The 23969-nt window shown below is 51.5% G+C and carries 25 protein-coding genes; 9 read left to right on the top strand and 16 right to left on the bottom strand.

Annotation, left to right across the window (positions count from 1 at the left end; translation table 11 throughout):
• Positions 1-149: 149 nt before the first annotated feature.
• The 3 genes from ACNA6I_RS10475 to ACNA6I_RS10465 all read left to right on the top strand — a co-directional run bounded on the left by ACNA6I_RS10475 (position 150) and on the right by ACNA6I_RS10465 (position 3052).
• On the top strand, positions 150-1319 hold the full coding sequence (locus tag ACNA6I_RS10475; protein WP_048007240.1) for a dicarboxylate/amino acid:cation symporter: 1170 nt from the start codon (positions 150-152) through the stop codon (positions 1317-1319).
• Positions 1320-1394: 75 nt separating this feature from the next.
• On the top strand, positions 1395-1961 hold the full coding sequence (locus ACNA6I_RS10470; RefSeq protein WP_048007336.1) for a GNAT family N-acetyltransferase: 567 nt from the start codon (positions 1395-1397) through the stop codon (positions 1959-1961).
• Complete coding sequence (locus tag ACNA6I_RS10465) at positions 1958-3052, top strand: FAD-dependent oxidoreductase (protein ID WP_416313275.1); 1095 nt, start codon at positions 1958-1960, stop codon at positions 3050-3052. Before ACNA6I_RS10470 ends, ACNA6I_RS10465 begins: the two co-directional genes overlap by 4 nt.
• Before the next feature lie 62 nt (positions 3053-3114).
• Here ACNA6I_RS10465 and ACNA6I_RS10460 read toward each other — a convergent pair whose 3' ends face one another.
• The 7 genes from ACNA6I_RS10460 to ACNA6I_RS10430 are packed head-to-tail and all read right to left on the bottom strand — an operon-like array spanning position 3115 to position 9604.
• Positions 3115-4539 (bottom strand): dihydrolipoyl dehydrogenase family protein, encoded by a 1425-nt coding sequence (locus tag ACNA6I_RS10460; RefSeq protein ID WP_416313274.1) that lies wholly within the window; start codon positions 4537-4539, stop codon positions 3115-3117.
• A 13-nt stretch (positions 4540-4552) separates the two neighbouring features.
• Positions 4553-5134 carry a CDP-alcohol phosphatidyltransferase family protein gene (locus tag ACNA6I_RS10455; RefSeq protein ID WP_416313273.1) on the bottom strand — a complete coding sequence of 194 codons (582 nt, stop codon included), beginning with the start codon at positions 5132-5134 and terminating at the stop codon, positions 4553-4555.
• An 11-nt stretch (positions 5135-5145) separates the two neighbouring features.
• On the bottom strand, positions 5146-5799 hold the full coding sequence (locus tag ACNA6I_RS10450) for a TVP38/TMEM64 family protein (protein WP_048007244.1): 654 nt from the start codon (positions 5797-5799) through the stop codon (positions 5146-5148).
• Between the two features lie 20 nt (positions 5800-5819).
• Positions 5820-6761: an ABC transporter ATP-binding protein gene (locus ACNA6I_RS10445; RefSeq protein WP_416313272.1), complete on the bottom strand. Its 942-nt coding sequence runs from the start codon at positions 6759-6761 to the stop codon at positions 5820-5822.
• Complete coding sequence (locus ACNA6I_RS10440) at positions 6752-7564, bottom strand: ABC transporter permease (RefSeq protein WP_416313271.1); 813 nt, start codon at positions 7562-7564, stop codon at positions 6752-6754. Before ACNA6I_RS10440 ends, ACNA6I_RS10445 begins: the two co-directional genes overlap by 10 nt.
• Positions 7561-8424: an ABC transporter permease gene (locus ACNA6I_RS10435; protein WP_053072531.1), complete on the bottom strand. Its 864-nt coding sequence runs from the start codon at positions 8422-8424 to the stop codon at positions 7561-7563. Before ACNA6I_RS10435 ends, ACNA6I_RS10440 begins: the two co-directional genes overlap by 4 nt.
• The gene (locus tag ACNA6I_RS10430) at positions 8402-9604 is read right to left on the bottom strand and encodes an ABC transporter substrate-binding protein (RefSeq protein WP_416313270.1); all 1203 of its coding nucleotides are present in this window, start codon (positions 9602-9604) and stop codon (positions 8402-8404) included. Before ACNA6I_RS10430 ends, ACNA6I_RS10435 begins: the two co-directional genes overlap by 23 nt.
• A 149-nt stretch (positions 9605-9753) precedes the next feature.
• On the opposite strand from ACNA6I_RS10430, the gene ACNA6I_RS10425 reads away from it, so the two are divergent.
• The gene (locus ACNA6I_RS10425) at positions 9754-10206 is read left to right on the top strand and encodes a BsuPI-related putative proteinase inhibitor (RefSeq protein ID WP_048013987.1); all 453 of its coding nucleotides are present in this window, start codon (positions 9754-9756) and stop codon (positions 10204-10206) included.
• Positions 10207-10242: 36 nt separating this feature from the next.
• On the opposite strand, the gene sfsA is transcribed toward ACNA6I_RS10425, so the two are convergent.
• Both sfsA and ACNA6I_RS10415 read right to left on the bottom strand, forming a co-directional pair.
• Positions 10243-10959, bottom strand: coding sequence for a DNA/RNA nuclease SfsA (gene sfsA, locus ACNA6I_RS10420; protein WP_416313269.1), 717 nt, complete (start codon positions 10957-10959; stop codon positions 10243-10245).
• A 14-nt stretch (positions 10960-10973) separates the two neighbouring features.
• The gene (locus tag ACNA6I_RS10415; protein ID WP_048007249.1) at positions 10974-11747 is read right to left on the bottom strand and encodes a hypothetical protein; all 774 of its coding nucleotides are present in this window, start codon (positions 11745-11747) and stop codon (positions 10974-10976) included.
• Between the two features lie 360 nt (positions 11748-12107).
• Between ACNA6I_RS10415 and ACNA6I_RS10410 the strand changes: the two genes are divergently transcribed.
• The 4 genes from ACNA6I_RS10410 (at position 12108) to ACNA6I_RS10395 (ending at position 17628) form a co-directional block, all read left to right on the top strand.
• Positions 12108-13463, top strand: a complete 1356-nt coding sequence (locus ACNA6I_RS10410; RefSeq protein WP_048015219.1) for a hemolysin family protein — start codon at positions 12108-12110, stop codon at positions 13461-13463.
• Between the two features lie 198 nt (positions 13464-13661).
• Positions 13662-14834 carry an FtsW/RodA/SpoVE family cell cycle protein gene (locus ACNA6I_RS10405; RefSeq protein ID WP_048007251.1) on the top strand — a complete coding sequence of 391 codons (1173 nt, stop codon included), beginning with the start codon at positions 13662-13664 and terminating at the stop codon, positions 14832-14834.
• A gap of 292 nt (positions 14835-15126) precedes the next feature.
• Positions 15127-16815 (top strand): arginine--tRNA ligase, encoded by a 1689-nt coding sequence (gene argS, locus ACNA6I_RS10400; RefSeq protein ID WP_416313268.1) that lies wholly within the window; start codon positions 15127-15129, stop codon positions 16813-16815.
• A gap of 228 nt (positions 16816-17043) precedes the next feature.
• The gene (locus ACNA6I_RS10395; protein WP_416313267.1) at positions 17044-17628 is read left to right on the top strand and encodes a YqaA family protein; all 585 of its coding nucleotides are present in this window, start codon (positions 17044-17046) and stop codon (positions 17626-17628) included.
• 49 nt (positions 17629-17677) lie between these two features.
• Here ACNA6I_RS10395 and ACNA6I_RS10390 read toward each other — a convergent pair whose 3' ends face one another.
• The 3 genes from ACNA6I_RS10390 to ACNA6I_RS10380 form a co-directional block, all read right to left on the bottom strand.
• Entirely contained in the window at positions 17678-18571 is an 894-nt protein-coding gene (locus tag ACNA6I_RS10390; protein WP_048007254.1) for a diacylglycerol/lipid kinase family protein, read from the bottom strand.
• 190 nt (positions 18572-18761) lie between these two features.
• Positions 18762-19040, bottom strand: a complete 279-nt coding sequence (locus tag ACNA6I_RS10385) for a hypothetical protein (RefSeq protein WP_416313266.1) — start codon at positions 19038-19040, stop codon at positions 18762-18764.
• Between the two features lie 74 nt (positions 19041-19114).
• Positions 19115-19264, bottom strand: a complete 150-nt coding sequence (locus ACNA6I_RS10380; protein WP_258523275.1) for an Lmo0850 family protein — start codon at positions 19262-19264, stop codon at positions 19115-19117.
• A gap of 439 nt (positions 19265-19703) precedes the next feature.
• On the opposite strand from ACNA6I_RS10380, the gene ACNA6I_RS10375 reads away from it, so the two are divergent.
• Complete coding sequence (locus ACNA6I_RS10375; RefSeq protein ID WP_156183343.1) at positions 19704-19877, top strand: hypothetical protein; 174 nt, start codon at positions 19704-19706, stop codon at positions 19875-19877.
• 3 nt (positions 19878-19880) lie between these two features.
• Here the strand turns inward: ACNA6I_RS10375 and ACNA6I_RS10370 are convergent, their stop codons facing one another.
• The 4 genes from ACNA6I_RS10370 to ACNA6I_RS10355 all read right to left on the bottom strand — a co-directional run bounded on the left by ACNA6I_RS10370 (position 19881) and on the right by ACNA6I_RS10355 (position 23966).
• Entirely contained in the window at positions 19881-20990 is a 1110-nt protein-coding gene (locus ACNA6I_RS10370) for an ABC transporter permease (protein ID WP_048007255.1), read from the bottom strand.
• Positions 20987-22252 carry an ABC transporter permease gene (locus tag ACNA6I_RS10365; protein ID WP_048015215.1) on the bottom strand — a complete coding sequence of 422 codons (1266 nt, stop codon included), beginning with the start codon at positions 22250-22252 and terminating at the stop codon, positions 20987-20989. The genes ACNA6I_RS10370 and ACNA6I_RS10365 overlap by 4 nt, the downstream gene beginning before the upstream one ends.
• A 13-nt stretch (positions 22253-22265) precedes the next feature.
• Entirely contained in the window at positions 22266-23198 is a 933-nt protein-coding gene (locus ACNA6I_RS10360) for an ABC transporter ATP-binding protein (RefSeq protein ID WP_048007257.1), read from the bottom strand.
• A gap of 135 nt (positions 23199-23333) precedes the next feature.
• The gene (locus ACNA6I_RS10355; RefSeq protein ID WP_048007258.1) at positions 23334-23966 is read right to left on the bottom strand and encodes a response regulator; all 633 of its coding nucleotides are present in this window, start codon (positions 23964-23966) and stop codon (positions 23334-23336) included.
• Between the last annotated feature and the right edge of the window lie 3 nt (positions 23967-23969).

The raw sequence follows: 23969 nt of genomic DNA, 5'->3' as shown, positions 1-23969 counted from the left end.
CATGTCAAACTAGTCCTGCGACTAAACATTCGCGACGTTATCAGAATACACTTAACATTCCGCCTATTATAAAACCTATTAAACAATCGATCCCGTCATTGTATAATCCATCTAACATAAACATTTGTACACTCAAGGAGGACAGGAAGATGAAAAGACTTGGATTGTTACCACGTATCATTCTGGGGATCGTACTAGGAATCATTGTCGGGATGTTCGCCCCTCATTGGTTCATCAAGATTTTCGTTACATTCAATGAACTATTCGGGAACTTTCTTGGATTTGCCATCCCGCTCATCATCATCGGATTCATCGCACCGGGAATCGGTTCCATGGGGAAAGGGGCGGGCAAACTCCTTGGCCTGACAACGGCCCTCGCATACGGTTCTACCATCCTGGCTGGCCTGGTGGCGTTCATTGCGGCGAAATCCCTGTACCCATCCCTGCTTGTCAATCAAAGCTCCAAATCGTTTGAAAACCCCGAAGAAGCGCTGCTCAAAGGATTCTTCACCGTGGAAATGCCGCCTGTCATGGGCGTGATGACCGCTCTCCTTATCGCCTTCACACTTGGAGTCGGAATGGCGGCCATCAAAGGGGATGTGCTTCAAAAAGGCTTGGAAGAGTTCAAGAACATTATCGAGAAGCTCATCGAAAAAATCATCATCCCGCTCCTCCCGATCCATATCCTCGGGATCTTTGCCAATATGACCCAGGGAGGTCAGGTGACATCGATTATCTCTGTTTTTGCCAAAGTCTTTATCATGATTATCATCCTGCATTTATTCTTTCTTCTGGTACAGTACACAGCAGCCGGAACCCTCCGGAAAAAGAATCCGTTTTCCATGATCAAGACGATGATGCCCGCCTATTTCACGGCCCTCGGCACCCAGTCTTCTGCCTCCACCATCCCTGTGACGCTTGAAAGGACGAAGCTGAACGGTACGCGGGGAGGAATCGCGGACTTCTCGATCCCTCTCCTTGCCACGATCCATCTCTCAGGGAGCACCATCACCCTTGTGAGTTGTTCCATGGCCGTGATGTTCATCCAGGGACAAGCACTGGAGTTCACACAGATCTTCCCGTTCATCCTCATGCTCGGGATTACGATGATCGCTGCACCCGGAGTGCCCGGCGGAGCCGTCATGGCTTCCCTCGGACTGCTCGAGACCATGCTCGGCTTCAGCCCGACCATGACATCCCTGATGATCGCCCTCTACCTGGCACAGGACAGCTTCGGTACAGCTTGTAACGTTACAGGCGACGGGGCGATTGCGTCCATCGCAGATCGTCTTACAGGTAAAAAACAACCCGTTTCATAGATTGGAAGACACAGGATGGCCAAGCCGGGCCATCCTGTTTTTTATCTTCACCCCATCTTCCGGAACTTCGGTATAATGGAAGTCATCAAGAAAGAGACTGGAGGAAACGATGTGAAAACACAGCTTCGCCCGATTGAAAAAGAAGATCTACCCGCCTTATGGAACCTGTTATACCGCGACCCCTCCCCCGAGTGGAAAAAATGGGACGCTCCCTATTTCCCTCATGTCAACATGTCATTGGACGAGTACGAAGCTTCCTATGTTGCAGATCCGGACCGATTCCTCGAGCATCAGCGCATCATTGAATGTGACGGGGTCATCATCGGGACAGTGAGCTTTTACTGGGAATATGAACCGACAAGGTGGCTGGAGGCCGGAATCGGCATTTACGATCCGCGCTACTGGAACGGCGGGTATGGTACGGACGCACTCGCCCAGTGGGTGGAGCACCTTTTTGCCACCAAAGACATCGGCAGGGTGGGCATCACCACCTGGTCGGGTAATGAACGCATGATGCGTACCGCCGAGAAAATCGGCATGATCCTCGAGGGCAGGATGAGGAAATGCCGCTATCATGAAGGCGTGTATTACGACTCGATCCGAATGGGCATCACCAGGGAAGAATGGGAGGATCGGAAATGAAGACCGTCATTCTAGCAGGAGGCGGTCACAGTCACCTCCATTGCCTCCTGGAACGGTCCAAGGAAAAAACGGCCGACCGATGGATCCTCATCTCTCCTTCGCGCCACCAGTATTACAGCGGGATGTTTTCGGGATTCGTAGAAGGCATGTATAGCGAGGAGGAAATCCGGGTCGACCTTGAGGACCTGTGCCGGAAAGCACAATGCGATTTCGTCGAAGCTTCCGTACTCTCCGTCGATCCCATCCAAAAGCAGCTGCTGACAGATACGGGGGATCTGTATTCCTATGACGCAGCTTCCTTTGATATCGGCTCCCGGAATGAGGATCCGGACATTCCCGGTCTATCGGGAGTCAATCTTAAAATCAAACCGAATCACCACTTCCCTTCCCAGGTCGAAAGACTGTACCGCAGCAGGAACACGGTCTTCATCGGAGGCGGAGCGGCGGCATGCGAACTCGCGCTCTCCTTACGCGCCTGGAAAGAAAAAAACGGGGATCCCGGTGATTCCATCACAGTCGTTCATTCATCCCCATTGCTCCACGGGACCGGAGTCCTTGCATCCAGGAGTATGGCATCGCTTCTCGCTCGCCGGGGTATTTCCACCGTGAGAGGAAAAGCCGAACAGCTTCAGGAAGGGACCATCGTGACCGACCGGGGCCGTCACATCCCCTTTGACGAAGTGATGTTCCTCGGCGGAGCGGCGGCACAAGGCCTGTTTGGCAGCAGTCTGATCCCGACGGATGAGAAGGGATTCATGCTGACGAACGCCCATCTTCAGTCCATCTCATTTCCGGATCTCTTCGCTGTCGGCGACTGCGGAACACTGGAAAATTTCCTCGACCTCCCCAAAAACGGGGTCACGGCTGTCCGCCAGGGACCCGTCCTGTGGGATAATCTGAACCGGTTTCTAACAGGCAGGAAACTCCATGCCTTTCAACCGCGAAGCCGATATCTGTCGATCCTGTCGACGGGTAATGGACACGGGTTCCTCCTGTACGGATCATTCGCGGTCCAGGGCAGATGGACAAGGAAACTCAAGGAGAGATTGGACCGGTCATTCATGGAGAAGTACACCTTCCATGAAAAATAAAACAGGACGACCAGGGAAAGGGTCTACCTTCCATACCTGGTCGTCCTGTTTTTTTAATGGCTTTATCTTTTATACTCAATCAGCTTCTTCGTCACGGCCGGAACCGGTCCGTCAAAAAGTTTCTCCCGCCAGAATAGATCCGCTGTCTGCTGTACGGCTGCTGCATGATTCGGATATGGATAGGTCATATTCGAAAGGGAGCCGATACCATTGTTCTTCGCCATGGCGTATAGGACTGGCTGCATCCAATCCCCCGCTCCTTCCCCGACGGCATGCGCCCCGAGGATCTTCCCTTTCCAATCCGTCAGAATCTTCACGAGGCCGCGGGTTTGATGATCTGCCACGAAACGGTCGACTTCATCAAGGGTCGTTTGGTACACCTTGTATTTGATACCCGATTCCTTTGCTTCTTCCTCCGTCATTCCCGCATGGAAGATCTCCGGTGAAGTGTACGTCACCCAAGGTAGCTGATCGTAGTTTACCTTCCCCTTCAGGCCGAAGACGGCATTCTGCACCACCTGCTTCCCTTCCATCCCTGCCGCATGCGTGAAGAAATAGCGACCGTTCGCATCACCGATGGAGAAGATGTGGGACACATTCGTCCTCAGATCGTCACCGGCAGGAATGAAGCCCTTCTGATCCGTCTCCACACCTGCTTTGTCCACATTGAGGGCTTCAGAATGAGGCTTCCTCCCCGTCCCGACGAAGAGCATGTCGCCGTTGATGTGGAGATCCTTCCCGTCAACCGTACAGTAGAGTGAAAGTCCGTTCCCGTCTTTGGTCACCTTCTGGATGTCGGCGTCCGTCACGATCCTCACATCTTCCTGTAGGACTTCAATGGCAACTTCCTGAATATCCCGATCTTCTTTGGAAAGGATGGATGAGGCCTTCTCGACCACCGTCACGTCAGAACCGAGACGGCTGAAAGCCTGGGCGATCTCGAGGCTGATCGGTCCTCCCCCTATGAAGATGGCTTTTTCCGGAAGTTGCTCAAGATCGAACACCGATTCATTCGTGTGATAGCTCACATCTTCCAAGCCGGGGATGTCCGGGATGAGAGGACTCGATCCCGTAGCGATGACAATGCTTTTTCCGTAGACGTAATCCTCCCCTTCTATCAGGAGGGCGTTCGGGGTGACGAATTCTGCACGCCCGAAATAGATGTCCACCCCCAGCTCTGTGAACCGCTCAGGATCATCATGCTGTTGGATGCTCGCCACTGCTTCTTCGACACGTTTCTTCACCGCCGACATATCGACTGCTCCGCTCACGTCAAATCCGAACGAAGCGGCCTTCCGTGCTATGGAGACTTCCTTAGCCGCCTGGATGAACGCCTTGGACGGGACGCATCCGAAGTGGAGGCAGTCACCTCCGAGGCGCCCGCTCTGTTCGATGAGGGCGACACGCGCACCAAGTGACGCCGCGCCCGACGCGACCGTCAATCCCGCTGATCCTCCACCGATCACCATCACATCATACTTCTCCATCTATATCACTCCATTATGAAAGTAGTCGCTTTGCTTCTGCAAACCGCTGAAAGCCCGTGTACAATTCCACTGCAACAAATAGAAGGGTCGTCCAAACGACAATCGACGGGAACAGCATCATCAGGCTGAAGAGGATGAAACCTTCTGTCCTTTCAGCCAGACCCGCCTGGTAATAAAACGATTTCCCGCCTTCTTTCTCAGAGACGGCACCGACGGTCAGGAAGATCGTCATCGAAATGATGATCGAAACACTGAGAAGGAGGAGTGGCCAGACGGCTTCGGGATGTACCGCGGCAACGCCAAGGATCACGGAAATCTCGACGATGCGATCGAATGTGACATCCATGACGGTCCCGAACGGTGAAGGCTTTGTGAGCCTTGCCATGGAGCCGTCGACTGCATCCAAAAATCCCGATACCCACAGAAGCAGGACAGCCAGGATGGGGAATCCGGTATAATAAACAATTCCCGTCCCTCCTCCGATGATGAACGCCCCTACCGTCACCCCATTTGGAGTGAACCCGGCCTTCAAAAATAAACGGGCGGTCGTCTCGATGCCCGGCTGCACCCATTTTCTCGCATGTGTATCCAGCATGTTCCTTCCTCCTACCGCCTTTTAGATAACCCGAGCCAGTTCTTGAGCTTCTTCCTGAAAAGGAAAGGTACCGCCGCCACAAGGACAAACACGAAGATGGCTATGTAAATATGACTTTTATCGTCCTGGACAAGACTCGAACCCAGATAGACATATCCGAATGTGCCCGGCAGGATCCCGATGGCCGTCGCCAGGATGAACGGACCATACCTCACCTTCGCCATGCCGGCCAGATAACTGACCAAATCGAAGTTCAGGAACGGGACGAGGCGCATCACAAGGATGTAGATGAATCCGTCCTCCTCCATCCGCCCGCGAATCCTCCTCATGCGTTCAGAGGGATTCTTCAGGATCCGGTCCCCGAGCAGGGTGGCGGCAAAGAACGCTACGGTCGCCCCTCCTATTGCACCGGCCACGATGTACACGAAACCTTCCAGGGGACCGAATGCAAGACCGGCCCCGAACGACAGGATCGATGCCGGGAAGAGGATGAGAGGCCTTATGGTATAGGCCACAATGAACACCAGGGGTGCCCAGATCCCGAAGGAGGTGATCCAATCCCTGATGGCGATCGGGTTCACACTGAACACATGACGGCTGAACCAGATCAAAAACAGGATGACTGCGAGCACAAGGGCGATCTTCAACCATTCCTTCTTCTTCATCCTTTTCCCTCCCTTCCCTCTCAATCAAACGTTTGAATGTTTTTTTCTGAAGCCGTAATCGTGACAGGCCCACCCTGATCACCGTCAGCCACCTTCAGGACGACCGACTGCTGAAGCTCTTCAATATGGATGGAATACATATGATGTCCCATCCTATACTTTTTCTCCCGTATCAATCCCACCCATTGTAAATCATCCGGATGGTGTCTCTCTGTCGATAAGTGTTCCCGGTGGACGAACCGCTCATTCCCGAGGTGGATACCGTCACTCATGAGACCGGCGATGAACGGAGTGGCAGGATGGTGATAAACATGCTCCGGCGTTCCGATCTGGGAGATGCGCCCCGATTCAAGGACGGCGATCCGGTCGCCCATTTCGCTCGCTTCATCCCGGTCATGTGTCACGAATAGCGCCGTGGTGCCCACTTCCTTGATCACGTCTTTGACCCACGCACGGATTTCCATCCTCCGGGTATGATCCAGACTGGCGAACGGTTCGTCCAGCAGGAGGAGCTTCGGGCGGAGGATCAGGGATCGGATAAGTGATACGCGCTGCATCTGACCTCCCGACAGCTCGGACGGATAATGATCCAGCACCTCTGAAAGGCCCGCCATTTCGATGAATTCATCCGCTTCCTTCTTCGCATCGCTCTTCCTGTATCCTTTCATTTTGAGCCCATACAGGACATTTTCAAGAACCGTCATATGCGGGAATAGGAGTGGTTTTTGGAAGACCATACCGACTGGCCGGTCTTTCGGTTTCATGGATGTGACGTCTTGTCCCGCCAGATGGATCGAACCGGCATCGGGTGACTCCAGCCCGGATATGATGCGGAGAAGAGTGGATTTCCCCGACCCTGATAAACCAACAAGGGAGACGATTTCTCCCTCTTCCATACGGAGTGAGACCCCCGAAAGGATCGATCGCTTTTTATACTTCTTGTGCAATTCCTTCAGTTCCATGGGGTTTCATTCCCCCTCCTTTTCTTTGACGGACGGTACGGGATGAAGAATCTCAACACCATCACCGAGATGAGGTATGTGATCAAGGGGATCATCATGAACATAAGGGAGAAGGCCGACATGACCGACTCATCCGCCGTGCGGGTGAACGGGTAATAGATCATGGCCAGCGTGACGACGTTGCCCCCGCCGATGATGGCCGTAAGCACGTATTGGCCAAGGCTGATCACGACGGTCAGGAACAGGACACTGTTCATGGCAGGGATGAGCTGGGGCAGTTCGATATGTCGGAACCTGTCCATAGCGCCTCCCCCGAGGAGCATGGACTGCTCGATCAATTCCGTCCCGATCCCCTCATAGGCGGATTTGAAGAGTTTGATGCTATAAGGGACCGTGGGGATCAAATGCACAACGGCGACACCAAGCCGCGTATCGGCAAGTCCAAGACGGATGAAGACGAGCTGGAGACCGGCGGCGACGACTAATGCCGGAAGGAACAGAGGCATCATCAGCATGCTTTCCAGGATGACCTTCCCCCTGAACCGATGGAGGGCGAACGCTTTCCCTGCGGTCAACCCGATCAAGAGGTTCAGTATGAGTACCATTACGGCGATCCCGACGGACACCACCACGGCCGAGAGGAGCTCTCCTTCCCCAGCGATTACCTTCCACGCCCTCGCGTCGGGATCTACAGGGAATGCCTCTCCCCATCTCCAGATCCCGAAGAAACTTTTATAGATGAAAAAGCAGACGGGAAACGAGAAGAACAGGAGGGTGGCCGAATAGAATCCGATTCGTTTCATCCGCCCCTCCCTCCACTGGCGATCCTGAGCCTCTCTTTATTCATGGAGTGGGTCAGGAGCCACATGCTCATCCCGACAGCGCCCCCCGCCAGGAGCAGGGCGGCGAATGCAAAGGGACGATCCGTCCACGCTCCGCTGTAGAACCATTCGTATGTAAGGACAGCGATCATTTGTGGCGACGTGACCCCAAGGAGCTGGGGGACCTCGAACGCTGTGAAGATAAACGCAAACAGGATGGCACCCGTCTCGATAAGGGCCGGCTTGATGAAGGGCCACTCTGCCGTGGTGAACATGCGAACGGGGTTGGCACCAAGAAGGGTAGCCGCTTCCCTGTACCCTTTAGAAAGAGAGGCATAGACCGGCAGGAGCATCAATATGACGAACGGCACCTCTTTCCAAACATATGTGACAATGATCCCGATCCCGCCCGGATCCTGCACGAGGACGGGAAAATCCGTCCGTTCGGCCATCAGACCACTGACACCCAAGAGGTTGGACAGGAATCCGCTTTGATTCAAAAGCAGGAACACAAGATAGGCCCATACGAAATGGGGGAACAGCATGGGGATCCATACAAGGAGCCGCCCTGTTCCGCCCTTCAGCTTTTCCTTGAACACCCGGACGAAGAGGAGGCCGATGACGAGGGAAAGGACCGTGGACACGGCCGTGATCCAGACGCTGTATAGGACGGAACGCATGAAGCGTTCCTTCCTGAATAATTCCATATAATAGCCCATCGTCGCCGTCCCGTCATCCATGAGGCTCTCCATGAATGCCATGAGCATGCCCAGTCCGAAGATCATCAGGAAAAGGATGCTTGGCACAAGGAACAGCCCCTCAGTCCGTTTCCGCCACTTCACGAACCCAGTGCTCCTTTACCCATTCCACATAGGAGGCGTCCATCTCCCCTATATAAGCCTCCTCCAAAAGAGCAGGATCGGGAACCGTATCGCCCCTGTCGAGCTCTTCGAACTTCTTCCTCATCCCATCTTCAAGCTTATCCATGGAGATCGGGGTGCTGTCACCCCACCCGTCCGGCTGCATCTTTTCCAGCTGCATTTCGGGGGAAAGCATATAGTCGATGGCGACGAGGGCTCCCGCCTGATTCGGGGAATTGAACGGCACTGAAAGGAAATGTGTATTCCCGATCGAGCCCGCATCTTCAAGGAGGAACGGTTTGGTCCCTTCAGGATAGATCCCCTTCTTCACAAGTGATTCCGCCCTTGCTTCGTTGTATCCCATGGATATCCATACCTCCTCCTGGCCGAATAGACGATCCAGATCCGTCAGCTCCTTCGGGTATGTCTTCCCATCCCTCCACAGATCACCTTTCATTTCATTCAGGTCATCCCAGACCTTCCCTCCTGCTTCTTCTATATCTTCCCCGGCCTTTTCGATGGGTTGGTCCGAGTTCGCGTTGAGGAGATGACGGATGAAGGCATTCCCCGTGAAGTCCCTCGGAACAGGGTAGGTGAATTTCCCTGGATGCTCCTTCACGAACGATTTCAGCTCGTCCACCGTCCGCGGCGGGCTGTCTATCTTGTCAGAATTGTAGAAGAAGACGAACTGAACCTTCCCCCACGGTGCCTCATATCCTCCCGTAGGCGTTCCGAAGTCATTTTCGAAATCCTTTTCGTTATAGTATGAAGTCAAATTGGGAAGGCGGTCCGTGATCGGTCCGGACAGAAGATCATTTTCCTTCGCATTCTTGAAGTTCTCCCCATTCATCCATACGATGTCCATGGACCCGTCCTTTTTCCCCGCCCGTTTTTCCGTTTGAAGCTTCTGCAGGATTTCAGGGGTATCCATCGGGACACGTTTCAATGAGATGCCGTATTCCTTCTTCAATCCGGGAGCCACCACGTCATCGATGTAGTGATTGACGGCCTCATCCCCTCCCCACATAAAGAGGTTGACCTTGGAGCCTTCCGCCTGACTGACGATTTCATTCCAATCGTCGGGGAGCTTTGTTTCACCTGTTTTGGTCCCGCACGACGCCAGGATCAATGAGACCATAATCACAAATGCATATCTTTTCATCTTGTTCCTCCCTTTACCGGAATTGCGTGTTATTATGTATGTAAATCAATCCCCTATAATCTGGTTTCGGAAACCTTTCCCTGCGTATTTCAGGGCGGGGAGGTGACCATGCGGGCGTAAACGCCACTTCTACCTGAGAGAGGTGTCAAATGATGAAGAAACTCATCCCATTCATACTGACAGGGGTGGTCCTGGCAGGCTGCGGTACGGACGAAGTGAAAGATGGAGATCAAGAGAACGGAAATCATGTTGAACACAATGGAATGGAGGACGGGGAAATGAAAGCCGCCATAACGAAGAAAGATTCGACGTATGAATACAGTGTCAAAAACGAGACCGACAAAGAAATGACCTTCACCTTCACCTCGGGGCAGACGATTGATTTCGAACTGAAGGACGCCGACGGCAAGGTCGTTTACAAGGATTCCGAGAACAAGATGTACACCCAGGCCATCCGGGAAAAAACCATCGCTCCCGGTGATGCACTTGCACAGGAAATCAAGCTTCCCGATCTTCCTGCAGGCACGTACACACTGAGCGCCTGGCTGACAGCCAAAGGGGCGGACGAGTATAAAGTAACGGAAGAAATCGAGCTTCCATAGAAAAAAGGATTCTCCGCCGGTGGCGGGGAATCCTTTTTATATCGTGGTATCCACTGGAATCTTCCTTCCCAGTGTCAAATGGGTCGGTGTCACTTCACATACGCGTCCATAAAAACGGACGCCTTTCTGTCCCGCTTCCTCCATGACCTTGGCGAAATACGGATCGATCTCAGGCGCCGAGGTGATCGAATCGATGTCCCCCCGCTGGGCGACGAACAAAACGGCGGTCTCGTACTCTCCCTGCAGAGCCGCGAGCCCTTCTACGTGTCTCGCCCCCCTGGCCGTCACCGCATCGGGGAATCTACCTGCACGTCCATCTGCCATGGTGACGCTTTTCACCTCGACCAAAAGGGAAGCGTCCTCCTTCTTGTGTCGAAGAAGGAAGTCATAGCGGGAATGACCGATGCGGTATTCAGCCCGTTCGAATGCCCAATCAGAGAATTCATCCAGGGCACCGTTCATGAAGGCCTCCCGGATCAATGTGTTGGGAAGCTGTGTATTCAGGGAGATATAGGCACCGCTGTCGGGATCGCGGACCATGACGGCCGACCATTTCGTCTTCCGCGCAGGATCCTTTGCCGGCAGGAGCCAAATGCTGCGCCCTGGGACAAGGATCCCCGTCAGTCTTCCCGGGTCAGGCAGATGAACCTTTTCCACCGAGCCCCCTGGCAGCTCGCAGTGGAGGATGAACCGGTTCGGTCGGGAACGGAAAGTGGCTTCAACGAGCCCTTCCCCGATCTTCAGTGACGTCATGCCCGGCTCCTCCCTCATTTCAGGAGCGCGCTCCAGCTCTTCGTTTTCCTGTCGAAGGAAAGAAGGCCGTTGGCCGGCGCCTTTCTGATCTGCTTGTAGTCTTCCCCCATCTCATCCATATCGAAATAGTCCCCCATCACCCAGAACGGGATCTCGATCTTGCCCCTGGCGAGGATGGCCTTTTCAAGGGAGATGACGACTCCTTCTTTGAGCTTGTCACGGAGTGAACGGATGACGTCCTTCCCGATGGCGGGAAAGTCTTTTTCCTTCTTCATGCCGAAGAGACCCTTCCCGGCTTTGGAGGTTTTCAACTTCGACGTGATCGTTTCCCCAAGGAGATGGTAAAAGTCTTCGAAATCCCTGTAAAATACTTTATTGAACCAGCCGTCATCGTGAGTAAGGTACGCAAAGCGGTTGTTCAGCTTGGAGTAGAAAGGAAGATTGAGAGGCTGCTTGATATGTCCCATATAGAGCAGCTCCGCGATCTCTTGGCCGTTCAGCTCATCGACCCCGACTTCCTCCTCGAAATCGATCCAGCAGAAATCACCGTACGTCTGTACATGATCATTCATGAGCTTCTTCATATCACCCTGCTCCACATATTCCATATGGGTATGTATGTTGAACCCTCCATGCTCATACTGATGCTTGATCAGGAGCAGGTTCTGTAACGGATGATGAGCGTTCATGACAAATTCATTGAAATGGATCCCATAAGACACAACGAATTGCTGATCCGCATTTTGATGGACATAGATGATATCTTTCACTACATTATTAGCCTTCAAAAACGTTCCCTCCAAGTGGTGACACGATGCATGATTAATACTTCCTATTTTATCAAATTATTTCCCCTCTTGCTCTTTTCTATTTCATTTCAAAATGATGACAAAAGCAGTATAGAATTGTCGAATATAGTAATATAATAGGAAAGGCTACATCGGAAGGAAAGCGAACGTGCGAAAATCGGAAAATAACCATCATATTGGTTAGCTTTTGACATAGTTTATTATTAAATCTCTTCCTATTTAGAATTTGACGCTGAAAGTAGTTATTCTTATAATGATTTTAACTTAAACTTATCCGGTTATCACTGATAACCAACAGGAGGTGACTCCTTACCCGTCTGACGGGATAAGGAAAATTATTTGGACATATACAGTTTGGTGCTTGTCGCGATTTTGATCGGTTTAACAGCTTTTTTCGTAGCTTCGGAGTTTGCGATCGTGAAGGTAAGAAAATCACAAATCGAGCAACTGGTCGAGGAAGGTAATCGAAATGCCATAGCTGCTAAGAAAATCATTACAAATCTGGATGAGTACCTCTCCGCATGCCAGCTCGGTATAACCGTGACCGCTCTGGGGCTCGGTTGGATCGGAGAACCTGCCATCGCTGGTATTTTGGAACCTTTACTATCGAAAATAGCTGCGTCCGAGGCCCTTTCCCACGGAATATCCGTCGGGATCGCCTTCACTCTCATGACGTTCCTGCACGTCGTCGTCGGAGAGCTGGCCCCGAAGACCGTTGCCATTCAAAAAGCGGAATCACTGGCCTTGTTATTCGCCCGTCCACTTATCACCTTCTACAGGATTTTGTACCCTTTCATCTGGGTATTGAACGGCTCTGCCCGGGTCGTGACGAGGATGTTCGGCCTGAAGGCCGCATCCGAGCATGACGGGGCCCACTCGGAAGAAGAACTTCGCCTGATTGTATCGGAAAGCTATAAAAGCGGAGAAATCAATCAGTCCGAATTCAAATATGTGAACAACATCTTCGAATTCAACGAACGCTCAGCGAAAGAAATCATGGTCCCGCGCACCGAAATCGTGACCTTATCCGCTGATGATCCCATCGATACACTCCTCGAGCTTGTGCAGGAGGAGAAGTTCACCCGTTATCCCGTCACTGACGGCGATAAGGACCATATCACCGGATTCATCAATGTGAAGGAAGTCTTCACCGACCTCCTCCACAAGGATACGGAGCTCAGGCCGCTCGGATCGTACGTAAGACCGATCATACAAGTCCTCGAGACGATTCCGATCCACGTCCTGCTCCTCAGAATGCAGAAGGAACAGACCTACGTTGCCATCCTTCTCGATGAATACGGCGGGACATCCGGACTTGTCACCATCGAGGACATCGTCGAAGAGATCGTCGGGGAGATCCGGGATGAATTCGATATGGATGAGACACCACAGATTCGAAAAATCAAGGACAACCATTTTATCCTCGATGGAAAGGTCCTTGTCAGCGAACTGAAGGATATCCTCGGCATCGACGTGACCGAAGATGATGTCGATACCCTCGGCGGCTGGATCCTGACGCATAATTACGACGCACAGCAAGGAGACAGCATCTCGTACGCCGACTTTGAGTTCTACATCCAGACGATGGAAGACCACCAGATCAAATCCGTCGAAGTGACGAAGCTCCACTCGATCACGGAAACGACCGGGGAGCCTGCACCACTCGTGCAGACAGACAAAGCTCTTTCACAATAATGTAATAAATGGTATAGAAACGTAAAAGCCGATCCGTGGAACCCTTCCACTGACGGCTTTTTCTTTACCAATCGCTTACAGCCTCCCCCCTTCTCCCATCCATCGCAAACGGAAAGCCGTAGATAGAGAGTAGAAATTTTCCTCTCTTTCTATTAGACTAAGATATGTGAAATCTTTAGAAGTACAGGTGAAATGATTATGGAAAACCGCCAGCGTCTCGCTGATCGAATCGATTGGGGATTGCTTTTCATCCTCATGTTATTTTTTATTGTCAGTGCCATCAGTATAAGCAGCGCCCAAACTTCAGGACAGTATACTCAGAACTTCGTCATCCGCCAGGCTTTCTGGTATGTGGTGGGGGGCGTGATCATTACAGGAGCCCTTTTCTTCGACTCGGACCAGTACAAGCGACTCGCCTGGTACGCATATGGAATCGGGATCGTGCTCCTTCTCGGTCTCAGGGTCATGCCTGAAAGCATCGTCCCTTACCGGAACGGTGCACACAGCTGGTATAAAATCTCGGAATCGATCCTGATCCAGCCTTCAGAGTTCGTCAAAACCTTCCTGATCCTCGCCCTTGCACGGGTGATCACGAACCACCATGAGCAAAACCAGGTAAAGACCGTACAGTCCGACTTCATGCTTCTTGCGAAAATTGGATTGACGGCCCTTGGGCCACTGGCCCTCATCATCACCGATGACCTCGGGACCGCTCTCGTGTTCATTGCCATCGTCACCGGGATCATCCTCGTTTCGGGAATAACGTGGAAGATCATCGTGCCGATCTACGGCAGCATTGCCGTCATCGGCGGGACCATCTTCTCCCTTGTTCTCTATGCACCGGATTTCCTTGAAAAATATCTCGGTGTGGACAAGTACCAATTCGGTCGGATCTATTCGTGGCTCGATCCGTATAACTACACAAGGGAAGAAGGATTCCACTTGATCAAATCCCTGAACGCGGTCGGATCGGGGCAGATTTACGGGAAGGGATTCAACGGCAGTGAAGTCTATATCCCGGAAGCCCACACCGACTTCATCTTCAGCGGGATCGCCGAGCGTTTCGGCTTTGTCGGGGCAAGCGTCGTGATCAGTCTCTTCTTCATCCTGATCTACCACTTGACCAAGACCGCCCTTGATACGAAAGAGCCATATAATGCGTATGTGTGTGCAGGGGTCATCAGCATGATCACCTTCCACGTATTCCAGAATATCGGAATGACAATCCAGCTCCTTCCGATCACCGGGATCCCGCTTCCGTTGATCTCGTATGGAGGAAGCTCGCTCATGGGGAATATGCTTGCACTCGGCCTCATATTCAGCATGAAGTTCCATCACCGTTCGTATATGTTCTCGTCGGATAATTCCTGATCAGGAGTTGCATTCTCCATCAAAATGTGTAAAATATAGTTAATTATATGACAAACCGTCGATGATGAAGAGAGTAATCCCATTGTGGAACAAAGCGAGCCGGGGATGGTGGGAGCCTGGTGGGAAGCACGGGATGAACCGCACTTTTGAGATGCCGTTTTACGGCCGGGGAATCCCCCCGTTATGCAATGAGAGCCCTTGTTGGAGGGAATCAGAGTGGTACCGCGAGTTCAAACTCGTCTCTATGTTCTATAGAGGCGGGTTTTTTTATTTTATCTGGAGGTGGATGAAGATGGATTTAAAGATGATTTTCGCAGACGCACTGCATGAACAGGTTGTACCGCATTGGAACAAAGAAGAGCTTTATACCTTGATCGAGACGCCAAAGTTCTCTCATATGGGCGACGCAGCCTTCCCCTGCTTTGGCCTTGCCAAGGAACTGAAGAAGGCGCCGCAGGCAATAGCTGCTGAGTTTGCTGGAAAGATCGGATCCCCTTATTTCGCTTCGGTCGAAGCAGCAGGTCCTTATGTGAATGTCAAATTCGACCCGGTCAAAGCCGGCCAGCAGATTGTCTCCACCATCCTTGATCTACAGCAGGAATACGGAACCCAGTCGTTCGGGAATGATCGCACCGTCGTCCTGGATCTTTCTTCCCCCAATATCGCCAAGCCTTTCTCCATGGGGCATCTCCGTTCCACAGTGATCGGAAACGCCATTGCCGGCATCGGTGAAAAATGCGGATTTGATACGGTCAAAATTAACTATGTCGGGGATTGGGGCACCCAGTTCGGTAAGCTGATGGTTGCGTACAAGAAATGGGGAAGCGAGGAAAAAGTGAAACAGAACCCTATTGCGGAGCTCTTCACCCTCTACAAGCGATTCCATGAAGAAGCAGAAAACGATCCTTCCTTGGACGAGGAAGGCAGGAAAGCTTTCAAACTCCTTGAAGACGGCGATCCGGAAATGGTTTCTCTTTGGAAATGGTTCAAGGATGAATCACTGGATGCGTTCAAGGAGATCTATACCCTTCTTGGAGTGGAGTTCGATTCGTATAACGGGGAAGCCTTCTTCAACGACAAGATGGATGAAGTGGTCGAACTCCTGTCCGAAAAAGGATTACTGACTGAATCCGATGGTGCCCAGGTGGTCTGGATGACCGATGACACAAGCCTTCCACCCTGCCTGATTAAAAAGTCGGATGGCGCTACCTTATATGCCACCCGTGATCTCGCCGCCGCCCTATACCGCCAGCGGGAGTATGGATTCGATGAGGCCCTCTATATCGTGGGGCAGGAACAGACCGTCCACTTTAAGCAGGTGAAAAACGTACTGGCACAGATGGGCTACGAATGGGCCGACCATATGAAACATATCCCCTTCGGCCTCTACCTGAAGGATGGGAAGAAAATGTCCACGAGGAAAGGCCGGGTCATCCTCCTCGAGGAAGTACTGAAAGAGGCAATCGCCCTGTCCCAACAAAACATCGAAAGCAAGAACCCCCATCTGCCGGATGCAAAACGGGTGGCCAATGCAGTCGGTGTCGGGGCCGTCATCTTCCATGACCTGAAGAATGACCGAATGAATGACATAGAATTTTCGCTCCAGCATATGCTCACATTCGAAGGCGAGACCGGACCGTATATCCAATATACCAACGCAAGGGCCCACTCAATCCTGAGAAAATCCGATGTGAAGGCTGGAGAGTTCACAGGCCTTGCTGATGAAGAAAGCTGGGAAGTCATCAAGCAGCTGCGGTTGTTCCCAGACGTGATCGCCCGTGCCTGGACTCACTATTCCCCGTCGATCCTGGCGAAATACTTGATTGAAACGGCTCAGCACTTCAACCGCTACTATGGGAAATCAAAGATTCTTTCCGGCGATGGAGATCAGGCATCACGCGTGAGCCTCGTAGCTGCGGTATCCATCGTCCTGACGGAAGGACTGCGCATCTTGGGCATATCAGCACCATCAGAAATGTAATATCGATTCCTGTCGGATATTTCTCGGGAAATAGCGACAGGAATCGATTGATTTCACGAAACTGTAACGAAGGGTCCGATGACTCTTCCCTGTAATCATGGTATACTTTCAGAAGTCCTATCCTGCAGGGCATGTACACTGTGTCGATTGAAAGAATATTCGGTCGACCTGCATTGCTGCTTGCCAGTGCGTGAGCCGACACTTATTGAACAAGGAGACTCATTGAATATGTCTGAATGGATACATATGTTTGAAACGTGGTTAATGGATTATGGTGTATGGGGATTGATCCTGGTGTCTTTCGCAGACTCATCCTTCTTCCCGATTCCCCCTGATGTCCTTCTTATCCCCATGTCGATTGCCAACCCGGATAGCGCATTGTTATATGCCCTTTATACGACAGTCGCTTCCGTTATCGGAGCCCTTTTCGGATGGTGGATCGGAAAGAAGCTCGGTCGACCGGTACTGGTCTATTTATTCAAAGAAGAACGCATACAAAAAGTGGAGGACTACTTCAATAAATTCGGCCCGATGGCCATCCTTATTGCAGGACTCACTCCCGTTCCTTATAAGATTTTCACCATCTTCGCAGGAGTTTCCGGCATCCGGATCCGCGTGTTGGTCATCTGGTCCATCATCGGTCGCGGATTCCGTTTCTTCCTCGAAGCGATCATCATCATGACACTCGGTGAGAAGGCAAAGCCATTTATTGAACAAAACTTCGCCATGCTCAGTTTCGTTGTAGGGGCCGTTCTCGTCACCCTGTATGTCGGATACGTCTTGATCAAAAAAAGAAGAACGTCCGTACAATGAAAATAAAGAGGCCGTATCCTGGGCACCCCAGGGTACGGCCTCTTTCCTTTTATCTTTCAACGCCTACGATAAAATCCATATGACCTTGAAGCACCTTCATCGTCTGACGCTTACCGTCATACAATTCCCCGTCCATATCGAACTTCTCTTCATCGGAGAGCTCGACCTCCAAACTCGATGTACGGATATGCCGGATATCTTCGAACGTGTGGCTCACATCGCCGGTCCCCTTCATCAAGAAGAATTCCTTCAGAAGCGGGAAGCCGCTCCTTTTTACAAGATAAAGGTCGAGGAGTCCGTCGTCCAGACTGATGGACTGTGGCAGGGCATTCGCACCGATGGATTTCCCATTGGCGGCCAGGACCATCACCACATCTTCTTCGAATTCCTCTTCGTCGGTCCTCACTTTCACCTTCAGAACCGGGGCATCCTGGATGGATTGAAAGGCACTGATATAATAACTCAGCTTCCCGAGGACACCTTTTGATCCGACGTCGATGTTATCGCTCGTCTGTGAAATCAATCCGGTTCCCCAGAAATTACTGAAGTATCGGCTGTCCGTTTTGACGAGATCTACACTCTTCCGGAGAGGGTGCTCGACGATAAGCTGGACAGCCTGCTTGATATTCATGGGGATATGAAGGGATCGGGCAAAATCATTGCATGTCCCGCCAGGAAGGATGGCTGTCAAAGGACGCACCTCAAGGTCAGCGAGCCCGTTGATGACCTCATGGACCGTCCCGTCCCCTCCAAGGACGATGACGAGGTCGAATGAATGGCCTTTTTCCCGGCAGAAGCGCTCGGCGTCGCCTTTATCTTTGGTCGGGTGGATCGTTATATTCGTGCACACATCCAAAAGCGGGGGAATGGTGTCCTTCAGCAGTGCTTCCAGTTTTCCCTGCCCCGCCTTTCCGTTGCATATCAATAGAATATCTGAGTACATGGCGCTCACCTGCTTTCTTCTCATAAGGGTATGCAGCCGAAGTTTCCGGAAACCAAAAAGAGGCTGACCCAAAACGATGAGGAATAGTCATCCTTAAAGGACAGGCCAAATGAGTTCTGCGTATTCATTTAACAGTCAAAAGCCTCACTCATGTGTCAGTGCGTTTACCCGTCTTGGGTCAACCTCTTTCCTAGGCTGTATGTGATTCGGATACAGACAGCAATGAACGGTGTGCCAGCCCGAGCCTGCCCCTGATGTAGCTCTCGGGATCAAATGGAATCGAACGGCCATTCATCAGATGGAGCTCAACTTCTGCAAACATCGACAGCGCGCGGCTCACTTGATCCAGCGCCTGGGTCAACTTCACCGTGTCCGGTTCATCGGTCCTGCTCAGACAAAAATAGGACAGTTCATCCGCTTTCTTCTTGATGTCCTTCAGCGTAGCCATATCGAACATCAGTTTCTCCATGGGATCCCCTCCTCTTCATTATTCCATAGTATATCGTGAAGGGCCGGGAATTATGTCTGTACAACCCATGGACATTAAGAGTCTTGTGTTAACGTCTTCGGTAATGGTTGATACTGCTTCAGTGACTGTAGGATTTCCCGTCTTGATTTCGTTTTGGTGATATTGACACCGACATTCGACAATTTGGTTATCACTCGTTTTAAGCGATCGTTCTCCTTTACCACGTTATTCACCTCTTTTTTGGCCTTAGGCCAGGTTGGTTTCGTACAAGCAGGATCATAATCAACAGCGACAGCTCTTGTATGTATCACTCACCTATTTGTACGTTCGACGCTATAAAAAGTTTCACCTTTATTCAATTGCTTTTCTTTTTCCCCAAAAATGAAACAATAATCCTATAGAGCTGAACTTTTTTCTCCTTCCGGCCTATCGATCGGTGACGGGTTCACCCGAAGAACCATTCCCCGCTATGGAAACACTGACATATGAAAAACCGGGCGTCGAATCGGCGCCCGGCTTATCCTCACTCATGGAACAGCATCGTAATGACCCTTTTTGCCTGCCCCTCCTTCAACAGGTTTCGGCATAATTCTTCAGACAAGGAAGGATTTTCACTTCATTCCTCGAATTAACTCATTACTACCATAAAGGAGGAATCTCACTATGAGTCGAGTCGTCCATACGCATACACCACGTAAGGAAGTTCGCCATTTCAGACGTTCCAACCGCAAGAAAGTATTCGTAGACAGCGTTCTTGATTTCTTCTTTATGCTGATCGGAATCACAGTCATCACCAGCGTCTTGCTGGTCGTACTCGGATTCTGGAAAATCTTCTAGGCTCTATACGTGCCTTTTCTCCATGAAATTGAGCCCCAGACCGAGGAATAACACTCCCATAAGGAGAAGGATCGATACCGGGTAAAGGATGTCTCCCAGACCGAGCTGATTGACGGTAATGCCCTTCAGGATCTCCATTCCATATGTGATGGGGATGACTTTGGAAATCGCGATCATCACGGGGGAGTTCACGATCTCAAGCGGCCAGTAAGCCCCACCAAGCATGGCCATGCTCACGGCAACAATGGGAATCACGGCATTGAAGTGCTGGGATTTCTTCACAAGCCCCGTGATGAAGATGGATAATGCCACGATTGCAAAGACATATGGGATGAGCAATACGAGCACCCATGCGAAATGGCCGTAGAAATTAACATCGGTGATGTACCGGAACACCATGAATACAAGGAGGATCTGTACGTACCCCAGGATGAAGCTGTATAACAGATTCGCCGTATACATTTCCCACTTCTTCACGGGAGACAGGATCATCCGGTCCCAGATCCCCATACGCTTCTCATGCATGATGGTCGCTACATTATAAGCGATCGTATAAATCACGAAAAACAGGGAGAATCCGAATAGCGACTGAAGCTTCACATCGTATACCCAGTCCCCGTCGCTCCGGAACGTCGTTTCATTTAGAGAGAAAGACGGGTCATCTTTGACATCACGGAACCATCCCTGTACCTCATCCGAGCCGATTCCCTTCTCCGCAGCAACAGCCTCCAATCCCTTCTGTTGTGCCACCTTCATGTACGCCTTCCTCACGATCTGATCGACCTGTGGAACGTTCGGGGTATCGGCCGAAGCAATGATGGTATAATCGTCATCACCAAGTACAAGGCCCAGTGGGCTCTTCCCTTCACTGACTTGGTCATTAAGGTCACCCTTCGACATTTCCTGGAAGATGATTGAATCGGATGCCTTCAATTCCTCCATGATCGCTTTGGGAGCATCTTCCCCCCCTTCAGTCGAGTACGGCACGGTCACTTCATTGGCGCCGGACTGACTGGTAAAGAAAGCAAACATCAGGCAGACAATGGTGGTGAGCAGGAACGGCCAAGGCTTCCTGATCAACATTTTCAATTTCCCGTACAATAGACCCTTCATGCTGCGTGCCCCCCTTCCTTAGGAAATATAATCGTGGCAACAATGATGGCAAGGAGACCGAAACCGAGCATGGCCCATATATTCGGGAGGACATCTCCGATCCCATATCCTTGAAAGACTTTGAAATACGCTGTCATGGCGGCCCCATTCGGAACCAGATCGGCGAGGATCCCCATGAGCTTGCCGCTCGTAAGCGGACCGAAGCTTCCACCGAGGAAGGCGAGGACTGCCACTCCGATGGAGGAGAAAAAGCTCGCGACCGTCTCTGAGTTGCCTTTATAGCAGATGGCCGTAATCAATGCCCCTAGTCCGCCGACGGCAAAGCAGATGCATACGGTCACAAGAAGAAATGCGCCTATGTCCGGGAATTTCACTCCATAGATGAGCGCGCTCGCACCGAACAGGATACTGATCTGGAGGAACGCGAGGATGATCGTGGTGATCAATACGCTCAACAGATACTTCAATGGTGATACTCCGGCGAAGATCAGACGGTCAAACACGCGATCTTCCTTCTCCATGAAGGCGAAGCTTCCCATATTCGTCGCGATATAAAGGACGAACATGACACTCATCCCCACCGCATAATACGCCATGGACGAAAGGGATTGACGGTCCTCGAGCTTCTCCACGGAACCGAAGGATGCATCATCAGGGATGATGGCAGCAGGATCGATCCCTGCTTTCCCTGCCTGCAGGGCAAGCGTATATTGCTCTTGATACGACGTGAGCAGATCGGTTACCAGGTTAGCCGTTAGCGGCCTCCCTTCATTTTTGATCACTGTGATATCCGGACTTTCACTTCCGTCAAGGAAAGCCTGACGCAGCATGGTCAGGGTATAACCTTCTGAAAAATGGATGATGGCTGAATAATCATCGTTATCCCTGAGCCGGTCAAGATCTTCTGCTTTTTTCTCTTTCAGGTGGATGAACTTCTTCACTTCTTTACTACCGAATAGATCCTTTTTCAGGGCGTCGATGGGAAGGGCCTTGGCGGCTGCCGCTTTCAAGCCCTCTTTTTGTTGTGCCGGCATCTCGCTCTCATCTACTTCTTTTTGGAATTGCTTGAGTTCATCTGAGGGATTCCCTTCCACAACAAAACCAACCTTGGCTTCAATGGGCTCTTCCTCCCCGTTCATCAGATCTCCCAGGGCAAACCCCAGGATGGTGATGAGCAGAAGGGGCATCCCCAACAGGATGAGGAGGACTTGGGGGTTCCGGATCATCAGGAGCAATTGTTTTTTGATAAATGGAATCGTCATCTTCTACTCCTCCTCAATCCCGTAATGCCCGACCGGTCAAATGGAGGAAAACATCCTCAAGCGTCGGTATTTTTCGATCAATGGACAGGATCACGGCACCGGTATCCTCAGCAAGCTGGAATACCTGATTGAACAGATTCTGTTCTTTTGGGATCACCATCACGATTTCCTTCTCCGAAGACGTCACGTTCATGACGGATGGGATGGCAGAGAGGCCTTCAGCGAAGGAAGGCACCATCTTCTCCAGTTTGATCACAATCGTGGATTCAGAAGAAAGGATGCTTTTGATCTCCTCTTTTGTACCCGAGGCGATGATATGGCCTTTATCCATGATATAGATCCGGTCGCATAGGAACTCCACTTCCTCCATGTAATGACTCGTATAGATGATGGTCATGCCCTTCTCCTGATTGAGTCTCTTGACCTGCTCCAGAATATAGCTCCTTGACTGGGGATCGATCCCGACGGTCGGTTCATCCATGATGAGGATTTCCGGCTCATGGAGAAGGGCGACACCTATGTTCAGCCGCCTTTTCATACCTCCTGAGAAGGTTTTGACGATATCATTCTTCCGCTCGGTCAGCCCGATCTGGTCCAACACCTGGTTCACCCGTTCCTTCAGGAGGCTCCCTTTCAGATGGTTGATCCTCCCGAAGAATTCCAGGTTCTCCTTTGCCGTGAGGTCCGTGTATAGGGCGATTTCCTGAGGGACGACACCGAGTACTTCCCTGAGGGGCTGAGGATTTCTCAGGACGCTCTCATTCTTCAACCTCACATCTCCATCGGTCGGTGAGATGAGGGTCGAGATCATCGAGATCGTCGTGGACTTCCCGGCTCCGTTCGGGCCAAGCAATCCGACCGTTTCTCCCTTCTCGATGAACAGGTTCAGTCCGTCCACGACCTTATTCTTCTTGAAATGTTTTGTCAGCTCCACGGCTTCCAACATAGTGAACCGCCTCCTTCTTTATACATTCATTCTATTGGAAGGAGGGTGCACCTTACACTTACCTTTGTCACAACCATCCCCCTCCACCCATGACCTCCGTCATATTTTCCATAAAAAAAGACCGGATAACCGGCCTCAGGCAATATCATGCCGCACTGCATAGATAGCGAGCTGGGTTCGATCCCTCAGCTCCAGCTTCTGCAGGATCTGGGAGATGTGATTTTTCACTGTACCCACCGATAAGAAAAGCTGATCGGCAATCTCCTTATTCGTCTTCCCTTCACCCACAAGCTTCGTAATGGACAGTTCCCTGGGCGTGAGGGAATGGGTCGGTGGCGTTTCCTTCCGGGTGGAAAGAAGGCGGGGGACCACTTTCGCCGCCACTTCATCGTGAATCGTCATCCCTCCATTCAGGCAGCTGTGGACAGAGTGCAGGAGCTGCTCCCCGTCCGAGGTCTTCAGGAGGAATCCATTGGCCCCTTCCTTCAACGCCTGCATGGCATATTCGTCATCGTTGAAGGTTGTGAGCATCAGGACCTTCACCTGGGGCCAACCTGCTTTGATGGCCCTTGTCGCTTCGATTCCGTTCATCTCAGGCATCCTGATATCCATCAGGATCAGATCCAGGGCATGAAGGTCCATCTTCTCCAAAGCCTCTCTTCCGTTAGAGGCTTCAGCGACCACCTTAAAGGCGGGATCCTGCTCGATCATCATCTTCAGACCCTGGCGGACGATGCCCTGATCTTCTACAATCATGATCCTTTTCATCTG

This window comes from Rossellomorea sp. FS2 (genome assembly GCF_047915635.1).
GTDB classification, from domain to species: Bacteria; Bacillota; Bacilli; order Bacillales; family Bacillaceae_B; genus Rossellomorea; species Rossellomorea marisflavi_A.
This window is presented reverse-complemented; position numbering and strand designations above follow the sequence as displayed.

Bases quoted from the DNA above. Each gene is read 5' to 3' on its own strand.
- ACNA6I_RS10445 (WP_416313272.1), bottom strand. From the start codon at position 6,761: ATGGAACTGAAGGAATTGCACAAGAAGTATAAAAAGCGATCGATCCTT.
- ACNA6I_RS10370 (WP_048007255.1), bottom strand. From the start codon at position 20,990: ATGAAGGGTCTATTGTACGGGAAATTGAAAATGTTGATCAGGAAGCCT.
- ACNA6I_RS10405 (WP_048007251.1), top strand. From the start codon at position 13,662: ATGGAAAACCGCCAGCGTCTCGCTGATCGAATCGATTGGGGATTGCTT.
- ACNA6I_RS10460 (WP_416313274.1), bottom strand. From the start codon at position 4,539: ATGGAGAAGTATGATGTGATGGTGATCGGTGGAGGATCAGCGGGATTG.
- ACNA6I_RS10355 (WP_048007258.1), bottom strand. From the start codon at position 23,966: ATGAAAAGGATCATGATTGTAGAAGATCAGGGCATCGTCCGCCAGGGT.
- ACNA6I_RS10395 (WP_416313267.1), top strand. From the start codon at position 17,044: ATGTCTGAATGGATACATATGTTTGAAACGTGGTTAATGGATTATGGT.
- ACNA6I_RS10375 (WP_156183343.1), top strand. From the start codon at position 19,704: ATGAGTCGAGTCGTCCATACGCATACACCACGTAAGGAAGTTCGCCAT.
- sfsA (WP_416313269.1), bottom strand. From the start codon at position 10,959: ATGACGTCACTGAAGATCGGGGAAGGGCTCGTTGAAGCCACTTTCCGT.
- ACNA6I_RS10440 (WP_416313271.1), bottom strand. From the start codon at position 7,564: ATGAAACGAATCGGATTCTATTCGGCCACCCTCCTGTTCTTCTCGTTT.
- ACNA6I_RS10360 (WP_048007257.1), bottom strand. From the start codon at position 23,198: ATGTTGGAAGCCGTGGAGCTGACAAAACATTTCAAGAAGAATAAGGTC.
- ACNA6I_RS10385 (WP_416313266.1), bottom strand. From the start codon at position 19,040: ATGGAGAAACTGATGTTCGATATGGCTACGCTGAAGGACATCAAGAAG.
- ACNA6I_RS10365 (WP_048015215.1), bottom strand. From the start codon at position 22,252: ATGACGATTCCATTTATCAAAAAACAATTGCTCCTGATGATCCGGAAC.
- ACNA6I_RS10465 (WP_416313275.1), top strand. From the start codon at position 1,958: ATGAAGACCGTCATTCTAGCAGGAGGCGGTCACAGTCACCTCCATTGC.
- ACNA6I_RS10450 (WP_048007244.1), bottom strand. From the start codon at position 5,799: ATGAAGAAGAAGGAATGGTTGAAGATCGCCCTTGTGCTCGCAGTCATC.
- ACNA6I_RS10475 (WP_048007240.1), top strand. From the start codon at position 150: ATGAAAAGACTTGGATTGTTACCACGTATCATTCTGGGGATCGTACTA.
- ACNA6I_RS10425 (WP_048013987.1), top strand. From the start codon at position 9,754: ATGATGAAGAAACTCATCCCATTCATACTGACAGGGGTGGTCCTGGCA.
- ACNA6I_RS10470 (WP_048007336.1), top strand. From the start codon at position 1,395: ATGGAAGTCATCAAGAAAGAGACTGGAGGAAACGATGTGAAAACACAG.
- ACNA6I_RS10390 (WP_048007254.1), bottom strand. From the start codon at position 18,571: ATGTACTCAGATATTCTATTGATATGCAACGGAAAGGCGGGGCAGGGA.
- argS (WP_416313268.1), top strand. From the start codon at position 15,127: ATGGATTTAAAGATGATTTTCGCAGACGCACTGCATGAACAGGTTGTA.
- ACNA6I_RS10455 (WP_416313273.1), bottom strand. From the start codon at position 5,134: ATGCTGGATACACATGCGAGAAAATGGGTGCAGCCGGGCATCGAGACG.
- ACNA6I_RS10430 (WP_416313270.1), bottom strand. From the start codon at position 9,604: ATGAAAAGATATGCATTTGTGATTATGGTCTCATTGATCCTGGCGTCG.